This window comes from Pseudonocardia sp. TMWB2A, from assembly GCF_017312135.1.
In genome coordinates this window covers 940,716-961,962 of record NZ_QKQY01000001.1, presented here as the reverse complement: position 1 = coordinate 961,962, position 21,247 = coordinate 940,716, and the positions used below count along the sequence as shown (strand labels likewise).

General features: G+C 59.9%; 22 protein-coding genes. 7 read left to right on the top strand and 15 right to left on the bottom strand.

The window, feature by feature from the left end:
* Positions 1–157: 157 nt before the first annotated feature.
* On the bottom strand, positions 158–544 hold the full coding sequence (locus DMP17_RS04455; protein WP_337827856.1) for a DUF1489 family protein: 387 nt from the start codon (positions 542–544) through the stop codon (positions 158–160).
* A gap of 129 nt (positions 545–673) precedes the next feature.
* Here DMP17_RS04455 and DMP17_RS04450 point away from each other — a divergent pair, with 129 nt between their 5' ends.
* Positions 674–1,210, top strand: a complete 537-nt coding sequence (locus tag DMP17_RS04450; RefSeq protein WP_337827855.1) for an AAA family ATPase — start codon at positions 674–676, stop codon at positions 1,208–1,210.
* Positions 1,211–1,327: 117 nt separating this feature from the next.
* Positions 1,328–2,440 carry an ABC transporter substrate-binding protein gene (locus DMP17_RS04445; protein ID WP_337827854.1) on the top strand — a complete coding sequence of 371 codons (1,113 nt, stop codon included), beginning with the start codon at positions 1,328–1,330 and terminating at the stop codon, positions 2,438–2,440.
* Positions 2,441–2,458: 18 nt separating this feature from the next.
* Here DMP17_RS04445 and DMP17_RS04440 read toward each other — a convergent pair whose 3' ends face one another.
* A complete protein-coding gene (locus DMP17_RS04440; RefSeq protein ID WP_337827853.1) occupies positions 2,459–3,598 on the bottom strand; it encodes an SPOR domain-containing protein in 1,140 nt (379 codons plus the stop codon).
* Between the two features lie 324 nt (positions 3,599–3,922).
* On the opposite strand from DMP17_RS04440, the gene DMP17_RS04435 reads away from it, so the two are divergent.
* From DMP17_RS04435 to DMP17_RS04425, 3 genes are all read left to right on the top strand, one after another.
* Positions 3,923–4,648: a ParA family protein gene (locus DMP17_RS04435; protein ID WP_337827852.1), complete on the top strand. Its 726-nt coding sequence runs from the start codon at positions 3,923–3,925 to the stop codon at positions 4,646–4,648.
* Between the two features lie 21 nt (positions 4,649–4,669).
* Positions 4,670–5,572: a hypothetical protein gene (locus tag DMP17_RS04430; protein WP_337827851.1), complete on the top strand. Its 903-nt coding sequence runs from the start codon at positions 4,670–4,672 to the stop codon at positions 5,570–5,572.
* Between the two features lie 80 nt (positions 5,573–5,652).
* The gene (locus DMP17_RS04425; protein ID WP_337829755.1) at positions 5,653–7,029 is read left to right on the top strand and encodes an SPOR domain-containing protein; all 1,377 of its coding nucleotides are present in this window, start codon (positions 5,653–5,655) and stop codon (positions 7,027–7,029) included.
* 173 nt (positions 7,030–7,202) lie between these two features.
* On the opposite strand, the gene lexA is transcribed toward DMP17_RS04425, so the two are convergent.
* The 3 genes from lexA to DMP17_RS04410 form a co-directional block, all read right to left on the bottom strand.
* Entirely contained in the window at positions 7,203–7,910 is a 708-nt protein-coding gene (gene lexA / locus DMP17_RS04420) for a transcriptional repressor LexA (RefSeq protein ID WP_337827850.1), read from the bottom strand.
* Between the two features lie 76 nt (positions 7,911–7,986).
* The gene (gene rsmD / locus DMP17_RS04415; protein ID WP_337827849.1) at positions 7,987–8,535 is read right to left on the bottom strand and encodes a 16S rRNA (guanine(966)-N(2))-methyltransferase RsmD; all 549 of its coding nucleotides are present in this window, start codon (positions 8,533–8,535) and stop codon (positions 7,987–7,989) included.
* Positions 8,535–9,704: a pseudouridine synthase gene (locus DMP17_RS04410; RefSeq protein ID WP_337827848.1), complete on the bottom strand. Its 1,170-nt coding sequence runs from the start codon at positions 9,702–9,704 to the stop codon at positions 8,535–8,537. The genes rsmD and DMP17_RS04410 overlap by 1 nt, the downstream gene beginning before the upstream one ends.
* A 102-nt stretch (positions 9,705–9,806) precedes the next feature.
* Here DMP17_RS04410 and DMP17_RS04405 point away from each other — a divergent pair, with 102 nt between their 5' ends.
* Together DMP17_RS04405 and DMP17_RS04400 are read left to right on the top strand one after the other, a co-directional pair.
* A complete protein-coding gene (locus DMP17_RS04405) occupies positions 9,807–10,292 on the top strand; it encodes a response regulator (RefSeq protein ID WP_337827847.1) in 486 nt (161 codons plus the stop codon).
* A gap of 147 nt (positions 10,293–10,439) precedes the next feature.
* Positions 10,440–12,185 carry an AmpG family muropeptide MFS transporter gene (locus DMP17_RS04400; protein ID WP_337827846.1) on the top strand — a complete coding sequence of 582 codons (1,746 nt, stop codon included), beginning with the start codon at positions 10,440–10,442 and terminating at the stop codon, positions 12,183–12,185.
* A 6-nt stretch (positions 12,186–12,191) separates the two neighbouring features.
* Here the strand turns inward: DMP17_RS04400 and DMP17_RS04395 are convergent, their stop codons facing one another.
* The 10 genes from DMP17_RS04395 to radC all read right to left on the bottom strand — a co-directional run bounded on the left by DMP17_RS04395 (position 12,192) and on the right by radC (position 21,029).
* Complete coding sequence (locus DMP17_RS04395; RefSeq protein WP_337827845.1) at positions 12,192–13,511, bottom strand: bifunctional folylpolyglutamate synthase/dihydrofolate synthase; 1,320 nt, start codon at positions 13,509–13,511, stop codon at positions 12,192–12,194.
* A gap of 113 nt (positions 13,512–13,624) precedes the next feature.
* Positions 13,625–14,479 (bottom strand): acetyl-CoA carboxylase, carboxyltransferase subunit beta, encoded by an 855-nt coding sequence (gene accD, locus DMP17_RS04390; RefSeq protein WP_337827844.1) that lies wholly within the window; start codon positions 14,477–14,479, stop codon positions 13,625–13,627.
* Entirely contained in the window at positions 14,476–15,285 is an 810-nt protein-coding gene (trpA, locus tag DMP17_RS04385; protein WP_337827843.1) for a tryptophan synthase subunit alpha, read from the bottom strand. The genes accD and trpA overlap by 4 nt, the downstream gene beginning before the upstream one ends.
* Entirely contained in the window at positions 15,282–15,497 is a 216-nt protein-coding gene (locus tag DMP17_RS04380) for a hypothetical protein (protein ID WP_337827842.1), read from the bottom strand. Before DMP17_RS04380 ends, trpA begins: the two co-directional genes overlap by 4 nt.
* Complete coding sequence (trpB, locus tag DMP17_RS04375) at positions 15,494–16,723, bottom strand: tryptophan synthase subunit beta (protein WP_337827841.1); 1,230 nt, start codon at positions 16,721–16,723, stop codon at positions 15,494–15,496. The genes DMP17_RS04380 and trpB overlap by 4 nt, the downstream gene beginning before the upstream one ends.
* Positions 16,720–17,361, bottom strand: coding sequence for a phosphoribosylanthranilate isomerase (locus DMP17_RS04370; RefSeq protein ID WP_337827840.1), 642 nt, complete (start codon positions 17,359–17,361; stop codon positions 16,720–16,722). Before DMP17_RS04370 ends, trpB begins: the two co-directional genes overlap by 4 nt.
* Positions 17,362–17,365: 4 nt before the next feature.
* Complete coding sequence (gene pyrF / locus DMP17_RS04365) at positions 17,366–18,040, bottom strand: orotidine-5'-phosphate decarboxylase (RefSeq protein ID WP_337827839.1); 675 nt, start codon at positions 18,038–18,040, stop codon at positions 17,366–17,368.
* Between the two features lie 48 nt (positions 18,041–18,088).
* Positions 18,089–18,454 (bottom strand): LapA family protein, encoded by a 366-nt coding sequence (locus DMP17_RS04360; RefSeq protein WP_337827838.1) that lies wholly within the window; start codon positions 18,452–18,454, stop codon positions 18,089–18,091.
* Positions 18,455–18,582: 128 nt separating this feature from the next.
* A complete protein-coding gene (gene purB / locus DMP17_RS04355; protein ID WP_337827837.1) occupies positions 18,583–19,896 on the bottom strand; it encodes an adenylosuccinate lyase in 1,314 nt (437 codons plus the stop codon).
* Between the two features lie 365 nt (positions 19,897–20,261).
* Positions 20,262–21,029 (bottom strand): RadC family protein, encoded by a 768-nt coding sequence (gene radC, locus DMP17_RS04350; protein ID WP_337827836.1) that lies wholly within the window; start codon positions 21,027–21,029, stop codon positions 20,262–20,264.
* Positions 21,030–21,247 lie beyond the last annotated feature (218 nt).

The window sequence follows — 21,247 nt, the reverse complement described above, 5'->3', positions numbered from 1 at the left end:
GGGAGGGGGACCGTTCGCCGTAGGCGAATGGTGGAGGGGTAAAAGCGATTGCTTAAGCAATCGCGCGCGCCCAAAGGCGCGCATAACCCCTCCGTCACGCGCTACGCGCGCGCCACCTCCCCGAGACAAGCTCGGGGAGGAGCTTTTTGGGCCCTCCTCAAACCAACCCCAATTTCGCCAATTCCCTTGCGATATGCGCTGGGAGCGTGTCGCCATTGTCCCAATCGGCTAAATCCGCAGGCGCGTTTTTGCCTTCCAGATAGCGCCAGCCTTGGTGCGCGCGTTTGGGGTGGGGTGTTACCGGGCGCAAATGCGGGTCGAGCATGATGTAGGTGCGGCCATCGGGCGCGTCTTCAAATCCCAAAATCGGGCTGCGCGCGGCGAGCATATGGTTGACGATCCAATAGAGCGACCCGCCCGCCATCTCGTCGGCGCGCTTGGGGCGGTAGCGTGTGGTGAGCGCGAACGGCCCGCCGGCTTCGCGCGCGCGGAACCGCTGGCGCAAATCGTCAAGGCCATCGCAGCCGAACGCAATTTTGGTCATATGAAGGGGCATAAGGTTCCAGATGGCGGTTGAGTTCGACAAATCAAGGAGGCGCACGGGAGTCGCTGTGCTTTTTGGCTTCACCCGCTTATAACCACTCCGAAATCTAGCGGGCTAGGAACTGCACTCATGGACCATGCAGGCGAAATATTGATCCTTACTGGACCGCCAGGTTCGGGCAAGACGACCGCGGCGACGTTGCTGGCGTTAATGGCTGGCACGCCCAAGGTTCATTTACATGCCGATGATTTCTGGCATGTGATCCGCAACGGAGCGATAGCCCCCTATCTGGACGAAGCGCATGTTCAAAATGGCATTGTCATGGAGATAATAGCTAAGGCGGCCGCAGGCTATGCGTCCGGCCGATATTTCGTGGTGGTGGACGGCATTATCGGCCCTTGGTTTTTGAAGCCGTTCAAAGGGCTTGGTTGCGCCGTGCATTATGTCATTCTAAGGCCTCCACTTGAGCAAGCCATTGTGCGATGTCGCGACAGAGGCGGTGAAGAATTGTCGGACCCTGTAGTTATCACCAACCTTTACCACCAATTATTCTCGCCCTCCACGCACGATGCGCATATATTGGAGTGCGGGGACGAGGCACCAGATATCGTAGTGCAGCATATTATTGCTGCGTTGGAAAGCGGCGCATATCTTTTACGACGGTAAACGTCGGGTTCAGCCGCTAGGCGCTTATTGGGACGCTTATTTTACTTGGGTGCAGGCGGGCTAGGGATTATGCGAGTCGCGCCTCCCACCCTTGAGCCAAAGAAGGACAGCCTGCCCATGGAACAGCGCCGATTGCCGTTAAAGGCTCTCAAGGCACTGGGGAGCGGGACGGACAGGCGCTCTTTGCTGAAAAGCTTGGGCACCGCGGCGGTCGGGATCAGCTTTGCGCCGGTGTTGCAAGCGTGCGGCGCGGAAAAGGGCGAGGCTAACAAGCTTAATCTCTATAGCTGGGACACCTATCTGGGCGAAACCACGCTCGCCGATTTCAAAAAGGCCGAAGATATTGATGTCGATTTGAGCATCTTTGCGACCAATGACGAAATGTATGCAAAAATGCGCGGCAGTTCGACCGTTTATGATGTGGTGGTGCCTTCGAATGATTCGGTGACGCGGCTGATCCGGACCGGCTTGCTGCACGAAATCGACCATGCACAAATCCCCAATTATAAAAATATCGGGGAAGGCTATCGCGATGTGCCGTTCGATCCGGGGCGGCGCTATTCCATGCCTTATACCTGGATGGTGATGGGCATCGGCTATCGCAAGAGCAAGGTGAAACAGGTGCCCGATAGCTGGGAATATCTGCTCGCTTCGGACCTTTACAAAGACAAGATAGCGCTGGTGTCGGAACCTGCCGACCTTATGCGTATCGCGGCCAAATATCGCGGCTATTCGGTGAATGATATTACGCCGGAAAGGATAGCGGCGCTCAAGGCGATGCTGCTCAAACAGCGGCCTTTTATCAAGACTTTCCACGAAGATAATGGGCAGGATTTGCTGCTGTCGGGCGATATTGATGTGGTGATGGAATATAATGGCGATGTTGCGCAGATCATGCAGAATGATAGCGACATCGACTTTGTGGTGCCCAAGGAAGGCAGCCTCCTCATTTCGGACAGCCTGTGCATACCGGTGAACGCGCCGCATAAGGGCAATGCGCACCGCTTCATCAACTATCTGCTCGACGCCGAGGTGGGCAAGAAAGTATCGGAGAAAATCCTGTTCCCGACGCCCAATGACGCCGCACGCGCGTTGATGCCCGCAAGCTATAAGGAAAATCCGGTGATTTTCCCGCCCGCCGAGCTTATCCGCAAAAGCGAATATGCGGTGTATAATGCGACGCTCCAGCCTTTATTCGACCGCGCGGTGGATGATATTATCGCAGCGTGAGCGTGAAGGCGCGCGCGATCAGCGTTTGACCGCGAGACAGGCTTGGCCTGCACGGCTGGCCGCCTGACAGAAGCGCGCGGCTTGGTCGTGCGAGGCAAAGCCGCCGACTTGCAACCGCACCACTGTGCCCGCTCTGACATAGCGCGGACTATTCCCCGCAAAAGGCGCGCGGCCCGACAGACGCGACCATAGGCTTGCGGCATTGGATTGCGCGGAGAAAGCCCCCAATTGTGCGGTCCACGGGCCATTGGTGGATGCGGGTGCGGGGGCGAGCTTAGCTGACGGTTTGGGAGTAGGCTTGGGCTTGGCTTCCGCGACAGGGGCTGCTGCCGGTTTAGGCTTGTCCTTGACGACAGGCGCGGGCGACGCGGCAGGTTTGGGTGCTGTCTTAACTGGGGCGGCCTTAACCGGCGCAGTGCCGGCGATAGGGGGCGGGGTGTAGGTGGTGCCGCTGCTTTGGGCAGATGGTGCGGGCTTGGGCAAGGGCTTCACCACAGGCTTCGCTCCCGGCTTCACCGCCGGCGAGCTTGTCCCCATCGCTACCACCGTCGCGCCAGGCCCCGGCAGCGCGGGCAGTTGCGCGCGGCGTTCGTCGCGTTCCATCTCGGCGGACAGCGCAAGGCCCTTTTGCCGCTGGTCAATCGGGATAAGCTTGTCGAGTTCGGCAAGCCGCGCCGATGCCGCCGCTAGCCCCTTGGCCGATGCGCGGTTCATCAACGCATAAGCGCGCGGCCAGTCCTTGGTCACAAGGTCGCCGTTAAAGCTGGCCGTCCCCACTATATATTGCGCGCGCGCTTCACCGCGTTCGGCGGATTTGAGGATATAGGGAAGCGCCTCGCTGCGCTGGTTCATGTTGAACAATAAGAGGCCGTAATTGTCGAACGCTTCGATATGGCCTTGGTCGGCGGCGCGTTTGAACCAGGCGAGGGCCTGGCTCATATCCTGCGGCACTCCGCGCCCCAGCTTATAGGCCTGCCCCAGATTGAACTGCGCCATGGCGTCACCGGCAATCGCGGCAGGACGCCATTCGCTCACCGCCGTCGTATAATCGCCGCGCTCCCATGCCTCATAGCCTGCCTTCACATCGGCAAGTGCGGGGCTTGCCGCCATCAAGGCCGCGCACAGCGCCCCTCCTGCAATCAGCCAGCGATGAGCCATGACGAAACTCCTGATTACTAACGCAATTCCTGTGAAGCAAAACGCTTCCGAACTTTACGTATAATTTATCCCTAATGCGTCATTAGCAAAAGAGTATGAACAGCAAGTATATAGGCCATGCCCCTTGCGGCGCATGTAAAATATGCAGGCGCCTTACCTGACGGCCCCCTTAACGCGGGGGCATCAGGCGCGATCATGCGGTCGAGGACGCCATGCCATCTCCCCGTCCATAAAGGCAAACAAGTTTGCGCAGCCGTTAACCAGATTTTAGCGGAATCTGTGCGACCTCGCTCCCACGATATTTCGTGAGCAAAGGGGAATGGTGTGCGGGTTCTCGCATTGGCATCGCAAAAAGGTGGTTCGGGCAAGACAACTTTGTCCGGGCATTTGGCTGTTCAGGCGCAATTGGCAGGGGCTGGTCCGGTTGTGCTTATCGACATTGACCCGCAAGGGTCGCTTGCCGATTGGTGGAACGAGCGCGAAGCGGAATTGCCCGCTTTTGCGCAAACAACCGTGGCACGACTCGCGTCCGACCTTGAAATCCTGCGCCAGCAAGGCTTCAAGCTGGCGGTCATCGACACGCCGCCTGCCATCACCATGGCGATCCAGAGCGTTATCAGCGTGGCCGAACTGATTGTCGTGCCGACCCGCCCCAGTCCGCATGATTTGCGCGCCGTGGGTGCGACGGTGGACCTGTGCGAACGGGCAGGCAAGCCGCTTATCTTCGTGGTCAATGCCGCCACCCCCAAAGCCAAGATCACCTCGGAAGCCGCCGTTGCCTTGTCGCAGCACGGCACGGTTGCCCCGATCACGCTCCACCACCGCACCGATTTTGCCGCTTCGATGATTGACGGGCGCACCGTGATGGAGGTCGACCCCAACGGCAAATCCTCGCACGAGGTTCAGGCGTTGTGGAATTATGTGTCCGACCGGCTTGAAAAGAATTTCCGCCGCACCGTCTTTTCCGCGCCCGCCATGGGTGCGCAGATGAGTGCGCCCGGCATGGTTCGTCCGGTCGGTGGTTTTGGTCGCCGCGTCGTCGGCCAGTAAGCATAAAGGGAGGATAAGATTATGGCTGAAGCCAAGCCTCTCGCTTCTCTGTCCGGAAGCTTGCTCGCCCGTAAAGGGGCCGCCAAACCGGCTATGCGCCGTCAGGGAATGGCCGGTTTCGGCCAGATGCTGACGCCGCAGGATGATCTGGGCTGGAATGATATGGGCTATGACGTCAATCCGACCCCGTCGGAAGAACGTGCCGCCCACCAGCGCATCGACCTCACGCCGATGATGAGCCCGATCCAGGCCGTGCGCGACTTGGGTCCGGTGGATGATGCCGATATGGACGGCGATGCGGGTGAAGCGGATGGGACACATGACGTGCCGACCGCCGCGCCGCTCCCCGAAGTGGTGCGCCAGCGCCAGTTGCTCGCCGAAAAAATGACGCCGCGTGTGCCGCTCAATCTGGGCGGAAACCAGCCGGGCCTGCGTGCCGCACCGCTTTCCGGGGGGGAAGGCGTGGAAGACGCCGCGCCCGCAGCGCCGGATATGCCCGATGCCGTGCCGCCTGTGGCCGCAACGCCGGTTGCAGCACCCGCGGACGCACCTGCCGCTATGCCGGAAACGCCCGCGCCGGTCATGCCTACACCTGTCATGCCTACACCAGTCACGCCTGCGCCTTTTGCCGGCCTCACACCTTCGCGGACCATCGCGGCACCTGCGATTGTCGCGGGACAGATGGCCTCGGCGGACAGCGCGCCGCAACGTATCCTTGCCCGCACACCGCGCCGTGACGCGGTGCCGGGAAGCAAGGCGGCCTTCACCTTGCGGATTGATCCCGAACGCCATTTGCGCCTGCGTCTCGCCAGTGCGGTGACGCGCCGCTCGGCTCAGGTCATCCTGATCGAAGCGCTCGATACATATTTGAAATCCCTGCCCGACATTGATGCGCTCGCGCATCAGGCCGCGCAGAAGAAGTGACGGAAACAAGGGGGTATTTTTCCATGTCTCGCTCGGCAATGTCTCGCACGAACACGTCTCGCCTATCCCGCACGGGTTTGATGCCGATTGTCATTTCGACATTGGCCATCGGCCTTGCGACCAGCGGTTGCAGCTCGCTCGGCTTTGCCAAGAATGAAGCGCCGGGGGATGCGGGCAAGCTCGCCGCGGCTGCGGAAAAACACGCCCAAAAGGGGGATTATGCCAAGGCGCTCGGCGCGGCAGAGGCGGCGGTTGCGGCCTCGCCCGACGATGCGGCATTGCGGGTTACGCTTGCGCAACATTATATGCAGCTTGGCCGTTTCGCATCGGCCGAGGCCAGCTTTGCCGAAGCTTTGGCGATTGAAGATTCGCCGCGCACCGCGCTCAATCTTGCGCTTGCGAAAATCGCCAATGGCCGCATTGGCGACGGGTTGCAGTTGATCGAAAAATATCGCGGACAGCTTCCCGCCGCCGATTACGGGCTGGCGCTGGCGCTTGCCGGGGAATCGGAACGTGCGGTGCTGGTCTTGGGCGATGCGGTGCGCGAATCCGATGCGACGCCCCGCACCCGCCAAAATCTCGCCTTCGCGCTCGCGATGGAAGGCCGCTGGATGGAAGCCAAGGTGGTTGCGGGGCAGGATATGCCCTTTGCCAATGTCGGCAACCGCATGGGCCAGTGGGCGACCTTCATGCAGGCCGGTTCGCCACGCCAGTTGATTGCGGGGATTATGAATACGCCGCTCGTCAATGACGATCCGGGGATGCCCGTGCGGCTTGCGCGCAGCACCAATCCGGCGGAATTCGGCACGCAAATGGCGTCTGCTTCGGGCCAATATGACCCCGCGCCGCTCGCCCAATATGCGCCGCAGCCGGTGGCGATGGCAGAGGTGGCCGCTGACGCTCAAGTTCAGCCGGAAGTAGCGCCGGAAGCCACTCTTGCAGACGCGGCACCCGTTGAAGCCGCGCCTGCACCTGCGCCGCTCCCGATTGCCGAAGCGATTGCCGCGCCGCGCACGCCTTATAAAGTTTCGGTCGCTATTCCGGCGGTGAAGCCGTCTGCGGTCAAAACCGCCGCGATCGGTGCGCCGCGCAAAGTGACGAGCCAGGCCGAAGCCGACCAGCTGGTCGCCAAGGCCCGCCAATCGTCGGGCCTCGCTGTGCAGCTTGGCGCATTCAGCAGCATGAGCGCGGCCAAATCGGCCTGGACCCGTCTGTCGGCCAAGCACCGCACCTTGCGCGGTTATACGCCCAGCTATGCAGCGGTGACGGTCAAAGGCCGCAACTATGTCCGCCTCGCCGCCAACGGCATTGCCGACAAGCGCGTTGGCTGGGCCTTGTGCCAGCGCGTCACCGGCAGCGCCTCGGTCTGCGCCCAGCGCCAGATCAGCAACACCCAACTGCAAATGGCAGGCCGCGCTGCTTCCAAGGCGCACGGCAAACAGGTAGCGGCGCGGTAAAGCCGACGATTTCATTCAAAAGCCAAGGTTAAAAGCCGATAGATGCCGACCTTGGCTTTAGAAAATCTAATAGATAGCCCGCCTTTTTACCAAACAGGCGGTGGATAAAAAATCGTCAACAGACTGCCACGTGTATAGGGCAAGGCGCTATTGGTCAAAGAATAAGAGCCGTCTCAATGATAGCGCCGCAACAAGCCCGCCAGACGGCCTTGGATGCGCACATGGTCGGCCGGATAGCGTTGCGGTTCATAGGCAGCATTGGCCGGATCGAGCCGCACCATCGCGCCTTCGCGGCGGAAATATTTGAGCGTGGCGTCCTGATCTTCGACCAAGGCGACCACAATATCGCCCTCGCGCGCGGTTTCGGCGCGCTGGATCAGCGCATAATCGCCATCCAAAATCCCGGCATCAATCATCGAATCGCCGGAGACTTCGAGCGCATAATGTTCGCCCGACCCCAACAAGGCGGCGGGCACCGAGAGCATCGAGGCTCCTTCCATCGCTTCAATCGGTACACCGGCGGCAATACGGCCATGCAGCGGAATTTCGATCACATCGTTGGCCGCAATCGGCAGCGGTTTGGACAAAGCGGGCTTGGCGTCGGCGCGCGGCGCAAATTGCGCGACATTAGACGGTTCTTCACTGGACGGTTTTCCCGAAACCACCCCTTCGGGCAGTTTCAATATTTCAAGCGCGCGCGCACGGTTGGGCAGGCGGCGTAAAAAGCCGCGCTCTTCCAACGCGCTGATAAGCCGGTGAATCCCCGATTTGGATTTAAGCTCCAAAGCTTCCTTCATCTCTTCGAACGAAGGCGAAATGCCGGTTGCTTCGAGCCGGTCATTGATAAAGCATAAAAGCTCGTGCTGCTTTTTGGTCAACATGGTCGCCTGCATCCTTGTCCTGTGGCTTGCGCTGTGGAACGAATACGGAACAAGTTAAGCGATCAAAAAGAGAACGTCAAGCGGCTTTTCGTTGAAAAAGGTGGAGTCGTGCCTTGCCGATGTCGCGCACCGTATCGGCTGCGAATCCGACGACGTCGATGGTCTCGTCGCGCGCGGTTTCGATGCTCACCCATGTCGCAGGGCCGATCCAGCCGAGCCGCGCCAGCTTATCGAGCGCCACCGCGCCCGCACCGATATGGTAAGGCGGGTCCATGAGGATGACATCGCAGGGGCTGGTCGCGGGGCCGAGCGACAGCACCGATTGTGCTGCGATTTTGCTGCGCGGACCGGCGCCCAGCTTGGCGATATTGGCCTTGAGCGCTTCCAATGCGGCCTTATCCTGTTCGGCAAACAGGCAATGCGCTGCGCCGCGCGACAAGGCTTCAAGGCCGAGCGCGCCGGATCCGGCAAACAGGTCCGCCACCATCATGCCTTCAAAACTACCGATGCGGCTTGTGAGCATGGAAAATAGCGCTTCGCGGGTGCGGTCGGCGGTGGGGCGGGTGGTGTCGCCTTTGGGTGCGACAATCGGGCGGCCGCGCCATTCGCCAGCAATGATGCGCATTAATCGCCGCCCCCGCCGCCGAGGCTCTTGCGGAACGCCACCAGATCATGCGCGCGTATTTGATCGACCCCGCCCATTGGCAAATCCGCAAGTTCGAAAGGTCCGTAAGATGTGCGGATAAGTCGCGAAACTTCCAAGCCAAAATGTTCGAGGACGCGGCGCACTTCGCGATTCTTGCCTTCGGTCAAGGTGAGTTCAATCCACTGGTTGCGCCCCGTGCGGCGCTCCAGATTGGCGTCGATCTTGCCATAGCGGATGCCATCAATTTCAATGCCTTCGACCAAATCTTCAAGCTGGGTCTGGCTGATTTCACCAAAAGCGCGCGCGCGGTAGGTGCGCTCGATCGAAGAGGAGGGCAGTTCCATCTGCCGCTTCAACTCGCCATCGGTGGTGAGCAGGAGCAGCCCTTCGGTATTATAATCGAGCCGTCCGATTGGCATCAAACGCGGCAAATCGGCAGGGAGCCGGTCGTAAATGGTCGGGCGTCCTTTGGGATCACGCGCGGCGGTGAGCGTTCCGGCGGGCTTGTGGAAGCGGAATAATTTGGCAGGCGCGGGCTCCTTGACCGGATTGCCGTCAACCGTGATGCCGTGGAGCGAGGTGAGCAAGGTGGCGGGCGTATCGATTAGCACACCGTCGCGGGCAATCCGCCCGTCCGCGATCATCCGCTCAACATCGCGGCGCGAGGCAATGCCTGCACGGGCCAGCAGCTTGGCGATGCGTTGCGGCTCGCCGGGCTTTTTCGGGGTAGCGACAGCACGGGGGAGGTTCGCGCCGTGGGAGATTTTTCGCGGTGGGCGGACAGGGCGGCGCTCTTGTGCGGCATTGGCGGCCGTCTTGGCGTCGCGCCTTTTGTCGGTAGGAGGCCTGCGCTTGTCGCCCGACGGACCGGATGCGCCGGATGTGCCGGATGCGCGGGGCGGGCGCCGCTCGCCTGCTCTGGCAGGCGCGCGTTCCCGGCGGGTGTCCTCACGCGCCTCTCTACCGGATTTAGCGGAACGGCGCGGGCCTTCGCCTGCAGGCCTTGCCAGACGGCGCGGGCCTTTGCCGGAAGCGCCGCGTGTCCCTGACGGACGCGACGGGGGGCGGGAAGAGGGAGGTTTGGCCACGAAAAATAATCCACTTTCATCCGGCTGCGGCGCGCTTACTGGCAGCATGGCCGACAGCATCGCCGCAGAAAAATATCGCTTCGGCCCAAAGTGCGGGAACGAAGCGCCCAATTCCCCGTATTGGCGTCATGGCGCGCATCATAAGATGCCATATCCGGGGTAGTGACGCTCTGGCGCAAGACAAGAGGGGTTTCAATGATTTTCGGGCGGAAGCAGCGCCATATCAACCGGATCATGATTGTCGAAGATGAACCGCTCATCGCTTTCGACAATGAAATTTTCCTGCAAAGCAGCGGCTATGATGTGATAGCGACTGTGAATAGCGCAGAAGAAGCCATTGAAATATTAGATAATCGTGCTGATGAGGTCGAGGCAATTATCCTCGATTATAATCTGGCAGGCCCTGCCAGCGGGATCGCGGTGGCGGAAGCTGCGCGCGCCAAGGCGATTGCGGTCTTATTTGTGACCGGAGAATGTCCTGAAAATCTGGGGCGTTGTGCGATTGGCTGCCTTGCCAAACCCTTCCCGCAAAAACATCTGCTCGCCGCACTGGATGTGATGGAGCAGATCAGGGCGGGAAAAGCGGTCAAGCGCGTGCCGTCCACCATGACCTTATTCCACCCCCATGTGGGACCGGATGCGGTTTGACCATAAGGCCCTTGACCCTCGCCTCCTGTCGCTAAAGACTTGCTTGGTGCGGTGCCCGTCCCTAGGGTCCGTTTTTCGATAAATATGTCCGTTTTTTGATAAACAGACCAATGACAAATAGAGCAATGATAAAGGGATAGGGCGGGGATGGCTGCAACAGCGACGGACGATCAGGCCGCAACCGGACAGGCGGTGGAAAAGCCCACCGGTTTGAAATTGCTGATGGCGGCGTTCCGCAATCGCAAGCTGGGCGTGCAACTGGCGTTCGGTTTTTCGTCCGGCCTTCCTTATGCGTTGCTGTTGGGGACGCTTTATGCGTGGTTGGGGGAGGCCAAGGTCGACCTTGAAACTATGGGCGTTTTCTCGCTCATCGGCCTCGCTTATTCGTTCAAATTCCTTTGGTCGCCCGCGGTGGACCGGGTGCAACTGCCCTTGCTCGGCAAGCTCGGACGGCGGCGGGGCTGGATTGCGCTCGCCCAGATTATGATCGGGGCGTTCCTCATCATCATGTCGATGATGAATCCGTCGCCGACGACCTTGGGCTGGTTTTCGCTCATGGCAGGGCTGGGGGCATTCGCCTCCGCCACGCAGGATATTGTGATTGACGCCTGGCGCGTCGATGTGGCGGACGAGACGGCAACGCTCGAAATATTGTCGGCTATGTACCAGCTTGGCTATCGCATTGCGGCGCTGATGGGCGGGGCATTGGCGCTGATTTTGGCGCAGCGTCTGGGCTGGCCTGCTGTCTATGGCGGGATGGGCGTGCTGATGCTGTTGCTGCTCGGCGTGACCTTGATGGCCCCCGACACGCCGCGTCCCGCCGCCGACCTCAATGTCGCCCATTTGCGCGAGGCAGGCGCGTTGCAGCCCAAGATACGCAGCTATGCGCTTATCATTGTGGGCCTGCTTTGGACTTGGGCGTTGGTGACGGTGCTGCATTTCATGATCGTGTCATTGAGCGCAACGCCAGAAAATCGTCCGGATTCCAAAGCATTTATCCAGCTTTACGGTCCGCTGATTGTGATTGCCACGGTCATCATTCCGGGCATTATTGCAGCTTTCCTTGAACATTGGCGGCGCACGGGGCGCTATGTGCTGGCCAGCGATGTGCCTGCACAAAGCGGTGGCCAGCGGAGCCTCGATTATATCTATAATGCGCTGATTACCCCGCTCGCAGAATTGGTCGGGCGGCTTAGATGGGCGGCCATCCTCGTTCTGGCGATCATTTTGACATATCGCCTGACCGACGCAATCTGGGGGCCGTTCGCTTTGCCCTTCTATATTCAGGAATTGGGCTACACCAATGACGATGTGGCGGTCGCGTCGAAGATATTCGGCGTGGTCATGCTGATGATCGGGATCAGCCTTGGCGCGGTGAGCTTTGCCACTTTGGGCCGGATGCCGACGCTGATTTTCGGCGCGATTACAGCCGCGCTCACCAATCTTCTTTATGCCGATCTGGCGGCAGGCGGCTATTATCTCGACCTGTTCGGGCAAAATACCGGCTTTTATGCGCTAATCAGTGGGATTGGCGGCATTTTCGGCTTTGACCATTCGGAAAAGCTCGCGCGGTTGATGCTCGCTATCGCAGGTGAAAACCTCGCCAGCGGCTTGGCGGGCGCGGCCTATGTCGCCTATCTGTCGAGCATTGTGTCGAAAAAATATAGCGCGGTGCAATATGCGCTGATGTCCTCGCTCACCTTCCTTGTCGGCACTTTGGGGCGCGGGGCATTGGGACAGACCATCGAAGAGCGCGGCTATGTCTATATTTTCTGGTTCGCCACCGGCCTTGGCATGATCGCGGTGGTGCTGTGCATCATCGAATGGATCCGCCAGTCCCGCCAACCGCAAACCGTCGCGCCCGATGTGGTGCAGGAAGCCCATGGCGGGTAAGAGCGCTTAAACCGGCCACTCTCCGTTAAGGCGCAACACTTCGCCAGCCAGATAGAGCGAGCCAGCGATGAGGATGACCGGCGCTTGCTGGGCCAGCCTTGCGGCGTCCTCGACATTGGCGGCACTTTGGGCCGTAAAGCCGAAATCCTGCGCGCTTTTGGCGATGCGGTCGGGATTATGGCTCATATGGTCGGGGACGGGGATGGCGATGATGTGGAGGGGCAGCCCGCGCAATTCGGCGAGATAACCGTCCAATTCCTTGTTCGACAGCAAGCCGAAAATCAATGTGACCGGGCCTTTATCCTCCAGAAATCGGCGGATTTCGCGCGCGGCATGGGGGTTGTGGCCGCCATCCAGCCAGACTTCGCTGGCGGGCATATGGGCGGTCAATGACCCTGCGCCGAGCCGCTGTAAACGGGCAGGCCAACGTGCGGATTTAATCCCCGACGCCATCGCATCGACGCTGACCGGCAGCCTGTCCTGAAACCGCAGCATCGCGACCGCCAGCGCCGCATTGTCGGCCTGATGCGCGCCGGGCAGCATCGGCAGCGGCAGGCTCAATGTGCAAGCGGCATCGCGATATTGGAGCGCGCCATCCGATGTTTCGGCAAACCAGTCGCGGTCCCGCGCGACGACCGGCGCCCCCGCTTTGGCGGCAGCGTCTGCGATGGCCTGCTCCATCGGCGCGCTATAGCTTTGCGTGACGAGCGGCGTCCCGGCTTTGGCAATCCCCGCTTTTTCAAAAGCGATGCGCGCGAATGGGTCGGAAGGCGTGTCGGGGTCGGGGGCGAGCAGAAACTCCTTATGGTCGATGGCAAGCCCTGCTATGCCGCACACCAACGGGCGCGCGAGAATATTGGTCGCATCCAACCGCCCGCCCAAACCGACCTCGAAGATGCAAGCATCGGCAGGGGTGCGCGCAAAGGCGAGCATTGCGACTGCGGTGGTGACTTCAAAGAAACTGGGTTGGATGTCACCGCTCGCATCCAGCACTTCGGTCAAAAGCGCGGACAGCGCCTCATCCTCGATCAAACTCCCTGCGACGCGGATGCGCTCATTATAGCGCACCAGATGCGGGCTGGTGAACAGGTGGACGCGATAGCCTTGCGCCTCCAGTATCGCGCGCAGGAAGGTACAGGTAGAGCCCTTGCCATTGGTCCCCGCCACATGGAATTGCGGCGGCAATTGGCGCTCCGGATTACCGAGCGCATCGAGCAGGGCCGATATGCGCGACAGGCCCAGCACATCGCGCCCCGGCGACAGCATGGCGAGCCGGTCAAGCTGGGCTTGCACGCCCGCATGGGTGGATGTGGCGCCGTCCGCCATAAGTCCCTCTCCTCAAACCTGTTTATCGGGCTTCATCCACCCCCTTGCCACAAGCGCGGAGTGGCGCGAGGGGGCGGGAGACGGATTGCCGCTTTCGCGAGATGACAGGAAAATCAGGCGGCTTTCTTGCCCGGCGCAAGATAGTCGATAAGCTTGCCCAAGGTTTCGCGCATATCCTTGCGCTCCACCACCATGTCGAGCATCCCGTGGTCGAGCAGATATTCGGCGCGCTGGAAGCCTTCGGGCAGCTTTTCGCGGATAGTATTTTCGATCACGCGCTGCCCCGCAAAACCGATCAGTGCGTTGGGCTCGGCAATCTGCACATCGCCCAGCATCGCATAGCTGGCGGTCACGCCGCCGGTGGTCGGATCGGTCATCACGACAATATAGGGCAGGCCCGCTGCATGAAGGCGCGAAATAGCCACGGTCGATTTGGGCATTTGCATGAGCGACAATATGCCCTCCTGCATCCGCGCACCGCCCGCTGCGGTGAAGATGATATAGGGCGCTTTGGCGGATATGGCGGCTTCGACGCCCTGCACAAAGGCCGCGCCCACCGCGATACCCATCGACCCGCCCATGAACGCGAAATCCTGGACGCCGACAACCGCTTTATGGCCTTCAATCTTGCCCTCGGCATTGATGAGCGCATCTTGCTCGTCGGTCGCTGTGCGCGCGGCCTTGATGCGGTCGGTATAGCGTTTGGTATCTTTGAATTTCAGCGGGTCTTCCGCCACTTTGGGCGTTGCAAGAACCGCATAATGGCCATCATCGAAAATCTGGGCGAAGCGGGTTTTGGGGCCGATGCGGTCATGATGGTCGCATTTGGGGCAGACGTTGAGATTATCTTCCCATTCTTTCATGAACACCATCTGGTGACAGCTTTTGCATTTGTGCCACAAATTGTCCGGCGTTTCGCGCTTGGCGATGAACGGGATAGAGTTTCTGACCTTATCAAGCCAACTCATGCTTTTTCCTCCTGCCGGGCGAGCGCGTCAGCGAGGCTCCGGACATAATTTTGAACGCGGGGGGCGGCATCGGCGCCATGCTCTGCGATAATATCGACGATGGCCGAACCGACGACGACGCCATCCGCAACCTTGCCGATGGCGGCGGCCTGTTCAGGCGTTCTTATACCAAAGCCGACCGCGACGGGAAGGTCGGTGGCGGCTTTGAGGCGGGTGACGGCTTCGTCAATGCTGGTTTGGGCGGCCTGTTGCAGGCCGGTAATGCCAGCGACCGACACATAATAAAGAAAACCGCCCGCGCCATGCAGGACCGCCGGAAGCCGCGCCTCATCGGTCGTCGGCGTTGCAAGACGGATAAGGTCGATGCCCGCCGTGCGCAGGGCAGGGCCAAGTGCCGCATCTTCTTCGGGCGGAATATCGACGCAGATGACCCCGTCTATCCCCGACGCTTTTGCGTTGGTGGCAAACCAGTCAGGACCGCGCCGCACCATTGGGTTCGCATAGCCCATAAGGACCAGCGGAACTTGCGGATGCCGCGCGCGAAAATCGCTGGCGATGGACAATATGTCGGCGGTGGTGGTGCCTGCGCCTAGGCTGCGCAAATTGGCCGCCTGAATGGCAGGGCCATCGGCCATCGGATCGGTGAACGGCATACCAAGCTCGATCACATCCGCGCCGCCCGCGACAAGCGCGTCAAGGATTGCGCCGGTATCCTGCGGCGTCGGATCGCCGCCGGTCACGAAAATCACCAGCGCCGCGCGGCCTTCATCGCGCGCTTTTTTAAAAGCAGTGCCAAGTCGGCTCATCGCATTGTCCTCAAATCGCGTGTCACCTGAAAGGCGGTCAATATTCCGGCAAAGACCAGCAGCACCGCTATCCGGTCGATAAAGGCGTCAAGCGTGATCGGCTCGCCGCGCACCCAGCGGATTGCCGCAATTCCGGCGATGCCCGCGAACAGATAAAGGTCAAACCAGATCAGCCAGCGGACGATCATCCGGGTGCCGGGGGCTGCGCTCAAAGCGTCTCTCCCATCGCGGCGGCGACGGTGCCGACATCCTTGTCGCCGCGGCCCGACAGGTTGACGATCAATATCTCGTCCTTGCCCATCGCAGGCGCATGTTTTTCCGCAGCGGCGAGCGCGTGTGCGGATTCGAGTGCAGGGATGATGCCTTCAAGCGCGCAACAGCGGTGAAACGCGGCGAGCGCCTCATCATCGCTAATCGGCTCATAGCTGACGCGGCCTGCTTCATGGAGCCAAGCATGTTCGGGGCCGATGCCGGGATAGTCGAGCCCCGCCGAAATGCTGTGCGCTTCGTCGATCTGGCCGTCTTCGTCCTGCAACAAATAGGTTTTGTTGCCGTGGAGGATACCGGGCGAACCGCCGGTGAGGCTCGCGGCGTGCTTGCCTTGCAGTCCTTCGCCTGCCGCTTCGATACCGATAATTTTAACGTCCGCATCGTCGAGAAACGCATGGAACAGGCCGATGGCGTTGGACCCGCCACCCACCGGCGCAATGATGCGGTCGGGAAGGCGGCCTTCAAGGTCGAGGATTTGCTGGCGCGCTTCGGTGCCGATGACCGATTGGAAATCGCGCACCAGTTCGGGATAGGGGTGTGGGCCAGCGGCGGTGCCGATTATATAGAAAGTGTCATGCACATTGGCGACCCAATGCCGCATTGCCTCGTTCATCGCGTCCTTGAGCGTTTGCGCGCCGCTGGTGACGGGATGGACTTCGGCCCCCAGTAATTTCATGCGGAACACATTGGGCGCTTGGCGCTCGACATCCTTCGCACCCATGAAGATGGTGCAGGGCAGGCCGAAGCGGGCGGCGACGGTGGCGGTTGCAACGCCATGCTGGCCCGCACCGGTTTCGGCGATGATACGCCCCTTGCCCATGCGACGGGCGAGCAAAATCTGGCCGATGCAATTATTGATCTTGTGCGCGCCGGTATGGTTCAGATCTTCGCGCTTCAGATAGATTTTCGCGCCGCCCAAGGCTTCGGTCATCCGCTCTGCAAAATAGAGCGGGGAGGGACGGCCGACATAATGATTGAGCAACCCTGTCATTTCTTTATGAAATTCAGGGTCTTGTTTTGCCTTCCTATATTCTTCCTCAAGGTCGAGGATGAGCGGCATCAAGGTTTCGGCGACATAGCGCCCGCCAAAATCGCCGAAATGCCCTTCGGCATCAGGCTGGTTGCGGAAGCTATTGGACGCGGGAGAAGGAGCGAGTGTGTCAGTCATGATGTGCGGACCGCATTAAGGAATGAAGCCATCTTGTCCACATTCTTTTGCCCCGGCGCATCTTCAATCCCCGAAGAAATATCGAGCAAAGGCGCGCGGGTGATGCGCAAAGCTTCGGCGACATTGGCCGGATCAAGCCCGCCGGACAGGCCCCACGCAAAGCCAAGCTTGGCATCGCGCAATAATTCCCAGTCAAAACGCACCCCGTTGCCGCCGGGGATTTGGGCACCGGGCGGCGGCTTGGCGTCGAAGATGATGCGCTCCACTAATCCCCGATAGGCATTGGCTGCGGCAAGATCAGCGCGCGTGCGCACGGGGAGGGCTTTCCATAATTTGACGTCATGACGGCGCGCAATTTCGCCAAGAAATAGCGGTGTTTCATCGCCATGGAGTTGCAATATAGCGGGCTGCACGGTCGCAAGTGCCTGATCGACCAACGCCATATCAGGATTGACGAGCAGAACCACGCTCTCCGCCCGCCCGCGATGAGCGGCAAGCGCTGCGGCTTGTTCCAGTGATATATGGCGCGGGCTCTTGGGAAAATGGACAAAGCCGACATAATCGGCCCCCAGCTTTGTAGCCGCGCCTACGCTGTCGGGCGTCGACAGCCCGCAAATTTTGGTAAGTGGCGGGGACACAAGCCTAAAGCGTCGCTTCGATAGCGCGCGCGGCTTGGTCCGGGTCTTCGGCCTTGCTGATCGGGCGCCCGACGACGATGATCGACGCGCCGCGCGCCATGGCTTCGGCGGGGGTCACGGTGCGCTTCTGGTCGCCCGATATGCCATCTGACGGACGGACGCCCGGGACGACAAAAAAGCCGTCCTTCCAATGCTGCTTTGCAACTTTAACTTCTTCGCCGGAGCAGACAATGCCGTCCAGCCCCGCCTCGCGTGCAAGGTCGGCGAGCCGCAACACCTGCGTTTCGGGCGCGTCATTAACGCCGATAGCGCCAAGATCATTGCGGTCGAGGCTGGTCAGCACCGTGACCGCAACCACCTTCGTATTTGCGCCTGCCGCCGCTTTGGCGTCCTCCATCATCGCGCGTCCGCCAGCGGCATGGACGGTGAGGATAGCAGGCTCGACCGGGCGCAGCGATTGCACCGCCTTGGCGACCGTGTTCGGAATATCATGGAGCTTCAGATCAAGGAAAAGCGGCAGGCCGTGCGCGGCCATGTCGTGGATGCCTTGCGGCCCGTTCGCGCAGAAAAATTCAAGGCCCAATTTAATCCCGCCAATATGGTTCTGCACCTTGCCGACCAAGGCCTTTGCGGCCTCGATATCGGGGGTGTCAACGGCGAGATAAATCGGGCAACTCATATATTTCTCTTACAGTTAGGGCATGGACTTCAAAGAAAGTCCCGATAATCAAAGCGATGGCGTATTGGGCGTCACAGTGGCGGGTAGCGGGTCGCTTGCCAGCCCATCATTGGATGCAGGCGTGGATGCTGTTTGTGTGGCAAGACTGTTTTGCTGGCGCAGGTCGGCAAGCTGGCGCTCGGCATTTTCGATGCGGCGCGTCATATTCCAACGGCTTGCGCGATAGACCAGCCATACCGGGATAGCCCCAAGTGCATAGACACCAAGAATTAAAGCAGATTTGGGGGCAGCCAAGACAGTCGCAGGCTGGCTTCCGTAGTCGGGAAAAATCCTGACAGTCATTATTTCCGGATTTAATATGACAAAAACAACGATAATCACCGCAGTGATGACCCAAAAAATCGTGCGAAGCATTTGCATATGCCTGTTTCCCCTCTGCACAAAGATGCGCACAAATCCCGCTTTGTGGCGCGGGAATGTCTTTTGTCCGTCAAACGGCGTTGCAAACTTCTAGGCGCGAACGGGCGCGTTGCCAAGTATGGTTAGCCGCCAAACACCCTGTCAAAAATCGTATCAACCTGTTTGAGATGATAGCCAAGGTCGAATTTTTCTTCGATTTCAGCGGGTGATAGCGCGGCGGTGACCTCTTCATCGCCCTTGAGCAATTCGAGTAGCGAAAGCTGGCCGTCCGATTCCCATACTTTCATCGCATTGCGCTGGACAAGGCGATAGGCGTCTTCCCGGCTGACCCCTGCTTGCGTGAGTGCGAGCAGCACGCGCTGCGAATGGACGAGGCCGCCCATCTTGTCCAAATTTTTCTGCATCCGGTCAGGATAGACCAGCAATTTGTCGATCACGCCGGTGAGACGCGCAAGCGCGAAATCGAGCGTGATGGTCGCATCGGGGCCGATGAAGCGTTCGACCGAGGAATGGCTGATGTCGCGCTCATGCCACAAAGCAACATTTTCCAGTGCGGGGGTCACATAGCCGCGCACCATGCGGGCCAAGCCAGTGAGATTTTCGGTCAGCACCGGATTGCGCTTGTGCGGCATGGCCGACGAGCCTTTTTGGCCCGGCGAGAAATATTCTTCCGCTTCCAGCACTTCGGTGCGCTGCAAATGGCGCACTTCGACCGCAAGCCGCTCAATCGACGAGGCGATAACGCCAAGCGTTGCGAAATACATGGCGTGGCGGTCGCGCGGGATGACTTGGGTGGACACGGGTTCGACAGCCAAACCCAGCTTTTCGGCGACATGGGCTTCGACCTTGGGGTCGATATTGGCGAAAGTGCCGACCGCACCCGAAATTGCGCAGGTCGCAATATCGTCGCGCGCCGCAATCAGGCGCGCCTTGTTGCGGCTGAATTCGGCATAGGCTTCGGCCATTTTGAGGCCGAAAGTGACCGGTTCGGCATGGATGCCATGACTGCGGCCGATCGTCGGCGTCATCTTATGTTCAAACGCGCGGCGCTTGATAGCCTCCAGCAATTTGTCGAGATCATCGATCAATATATCGGTCGCGCGGGCGAGTTGCACCGCAAGGCAGGTATCGAGCACATCCGACGAGGTCATGCCCTGATGCATGAAGCGCGCTTCATCGCCGACATTTTCCGCAACCCAGGTGAGGAAGGCGATCACGTCATGTTTGGTGACGGCCTCAATCGCGTCAATCTTGTCGACTTCTATGGCCGGGTTGGTTGCCCACCAGTCCCACAGCGCCTTGGCCGCACTTTCCGGCACCACGCCAAGCTTGGCGAGCGCGTCGGTCGCATAGGCTTCAATCTCGAACCAGATTTTGAACCGCGATTCGGGCTCCCAGATAGCGACCATATCGGGGCGGGAATAACGCGGGACCATAGGATGAGACTCCGGATGCAAAAGGATTAGGATTGCCGCGCCCCTAGCAAAGCGGGAACGAACGGGGAAGGGCGGGCGCGGTTTTTATGTAGGAACAGGGTTTAAGGGGGTAAGGGGTTGGGGTGGAGAAAGCTTTATCAGGATAACGGCCTATGCGGGGGCAATCCTCTGCGACCGTTCGCCTCGAGCGTAGTCGAGAGGCGGCGAGGCTTTACCTAAAAGCTATTTGCGCGCGCGTCTCGACTTCGCTCGACACGAACGGAGTGGGGGGAACGGAGCGGAGAGTGGTGAGAACGGAGTGGGAAGGCCTTTGTGTGTGCCGGGTCACCCAACCTTTCCTTCCATACCCATCCTTTCCATACCCGTCACAATAATCCCATCGCGCGCATTGAACTATGTCCTTTGGCCCCGATAATCACATGGTCGTGGACCGCAATATTCAGCCTTTTGCCTGCCTCCACTATGTCGCGCGTCACCGCTATGTCGGCGCGGGAGGGCTGGGTGTCGCCGCTCGGATGATTATGGACGAGGATGAGGCTGGCCGACCCCAGCTCAAGCGCGCGGCGGATGACCTCGCGGATATAGATGGCCGACTGGTCAATCGAACCCTCGCTCACCAACTCGTCACGAATCAGCATATTCTTGCTGTTAAGATGAAGGACGCGCACGCGCTCGACGTTGATATGCGCCAGATCCGCGCGCAGATAATCAAGCAGGGCTTGCCAACTGGCGATGATCGGCCGTGCGGTGACTTCCGCTTTCAACAGGCGCAGCGCGGTGGCCTGGACAATCTTGAGCGCGGCTATTGTGGTTTCACCCATGCCGGGAACCCGCATCAATGATTCCGGATCGGCACTGATAAGCGCAGACAAGCCACCAAATTCCGCCAATAATTGTTTAGCCAGTGGTTTGGTATCGCGACGCGGAATGACGAGTGCGAGCAGATATTCTACCAGTTCATGCTCAAGAAGGGCTTCCGGCCCGCCCTCCAATAGCCGCTGGCGCAGTCGCGCGCGATGGCCGCTGCCATGATGGCGTGTCTCGCCAGCGTCTTCGGCGGTGCGGGACGGCAATTCTTCAAACAGCGGCGCCGGGGCTGCTTCCAGCTTCAAAGAAGAGGGTGTCGAGGACATGAATGGACCCTATATGTTCTCATTGGCCTTGTCTCGCAAAATCGTACATGGAGTATAGAGTCGGGCGCGCTTATGACGCGATGCAGCAAAACTCGCTGTATCGCGGTTGACTTATACATCGCGCCTACCTAAACGGACCGCGCCTTGGCGGCTGCGGCACGTGTGGCGACATTTTCCGGTTGGGCTTAAATCCTGCTATAGCGCAGTTTTAAGCCATT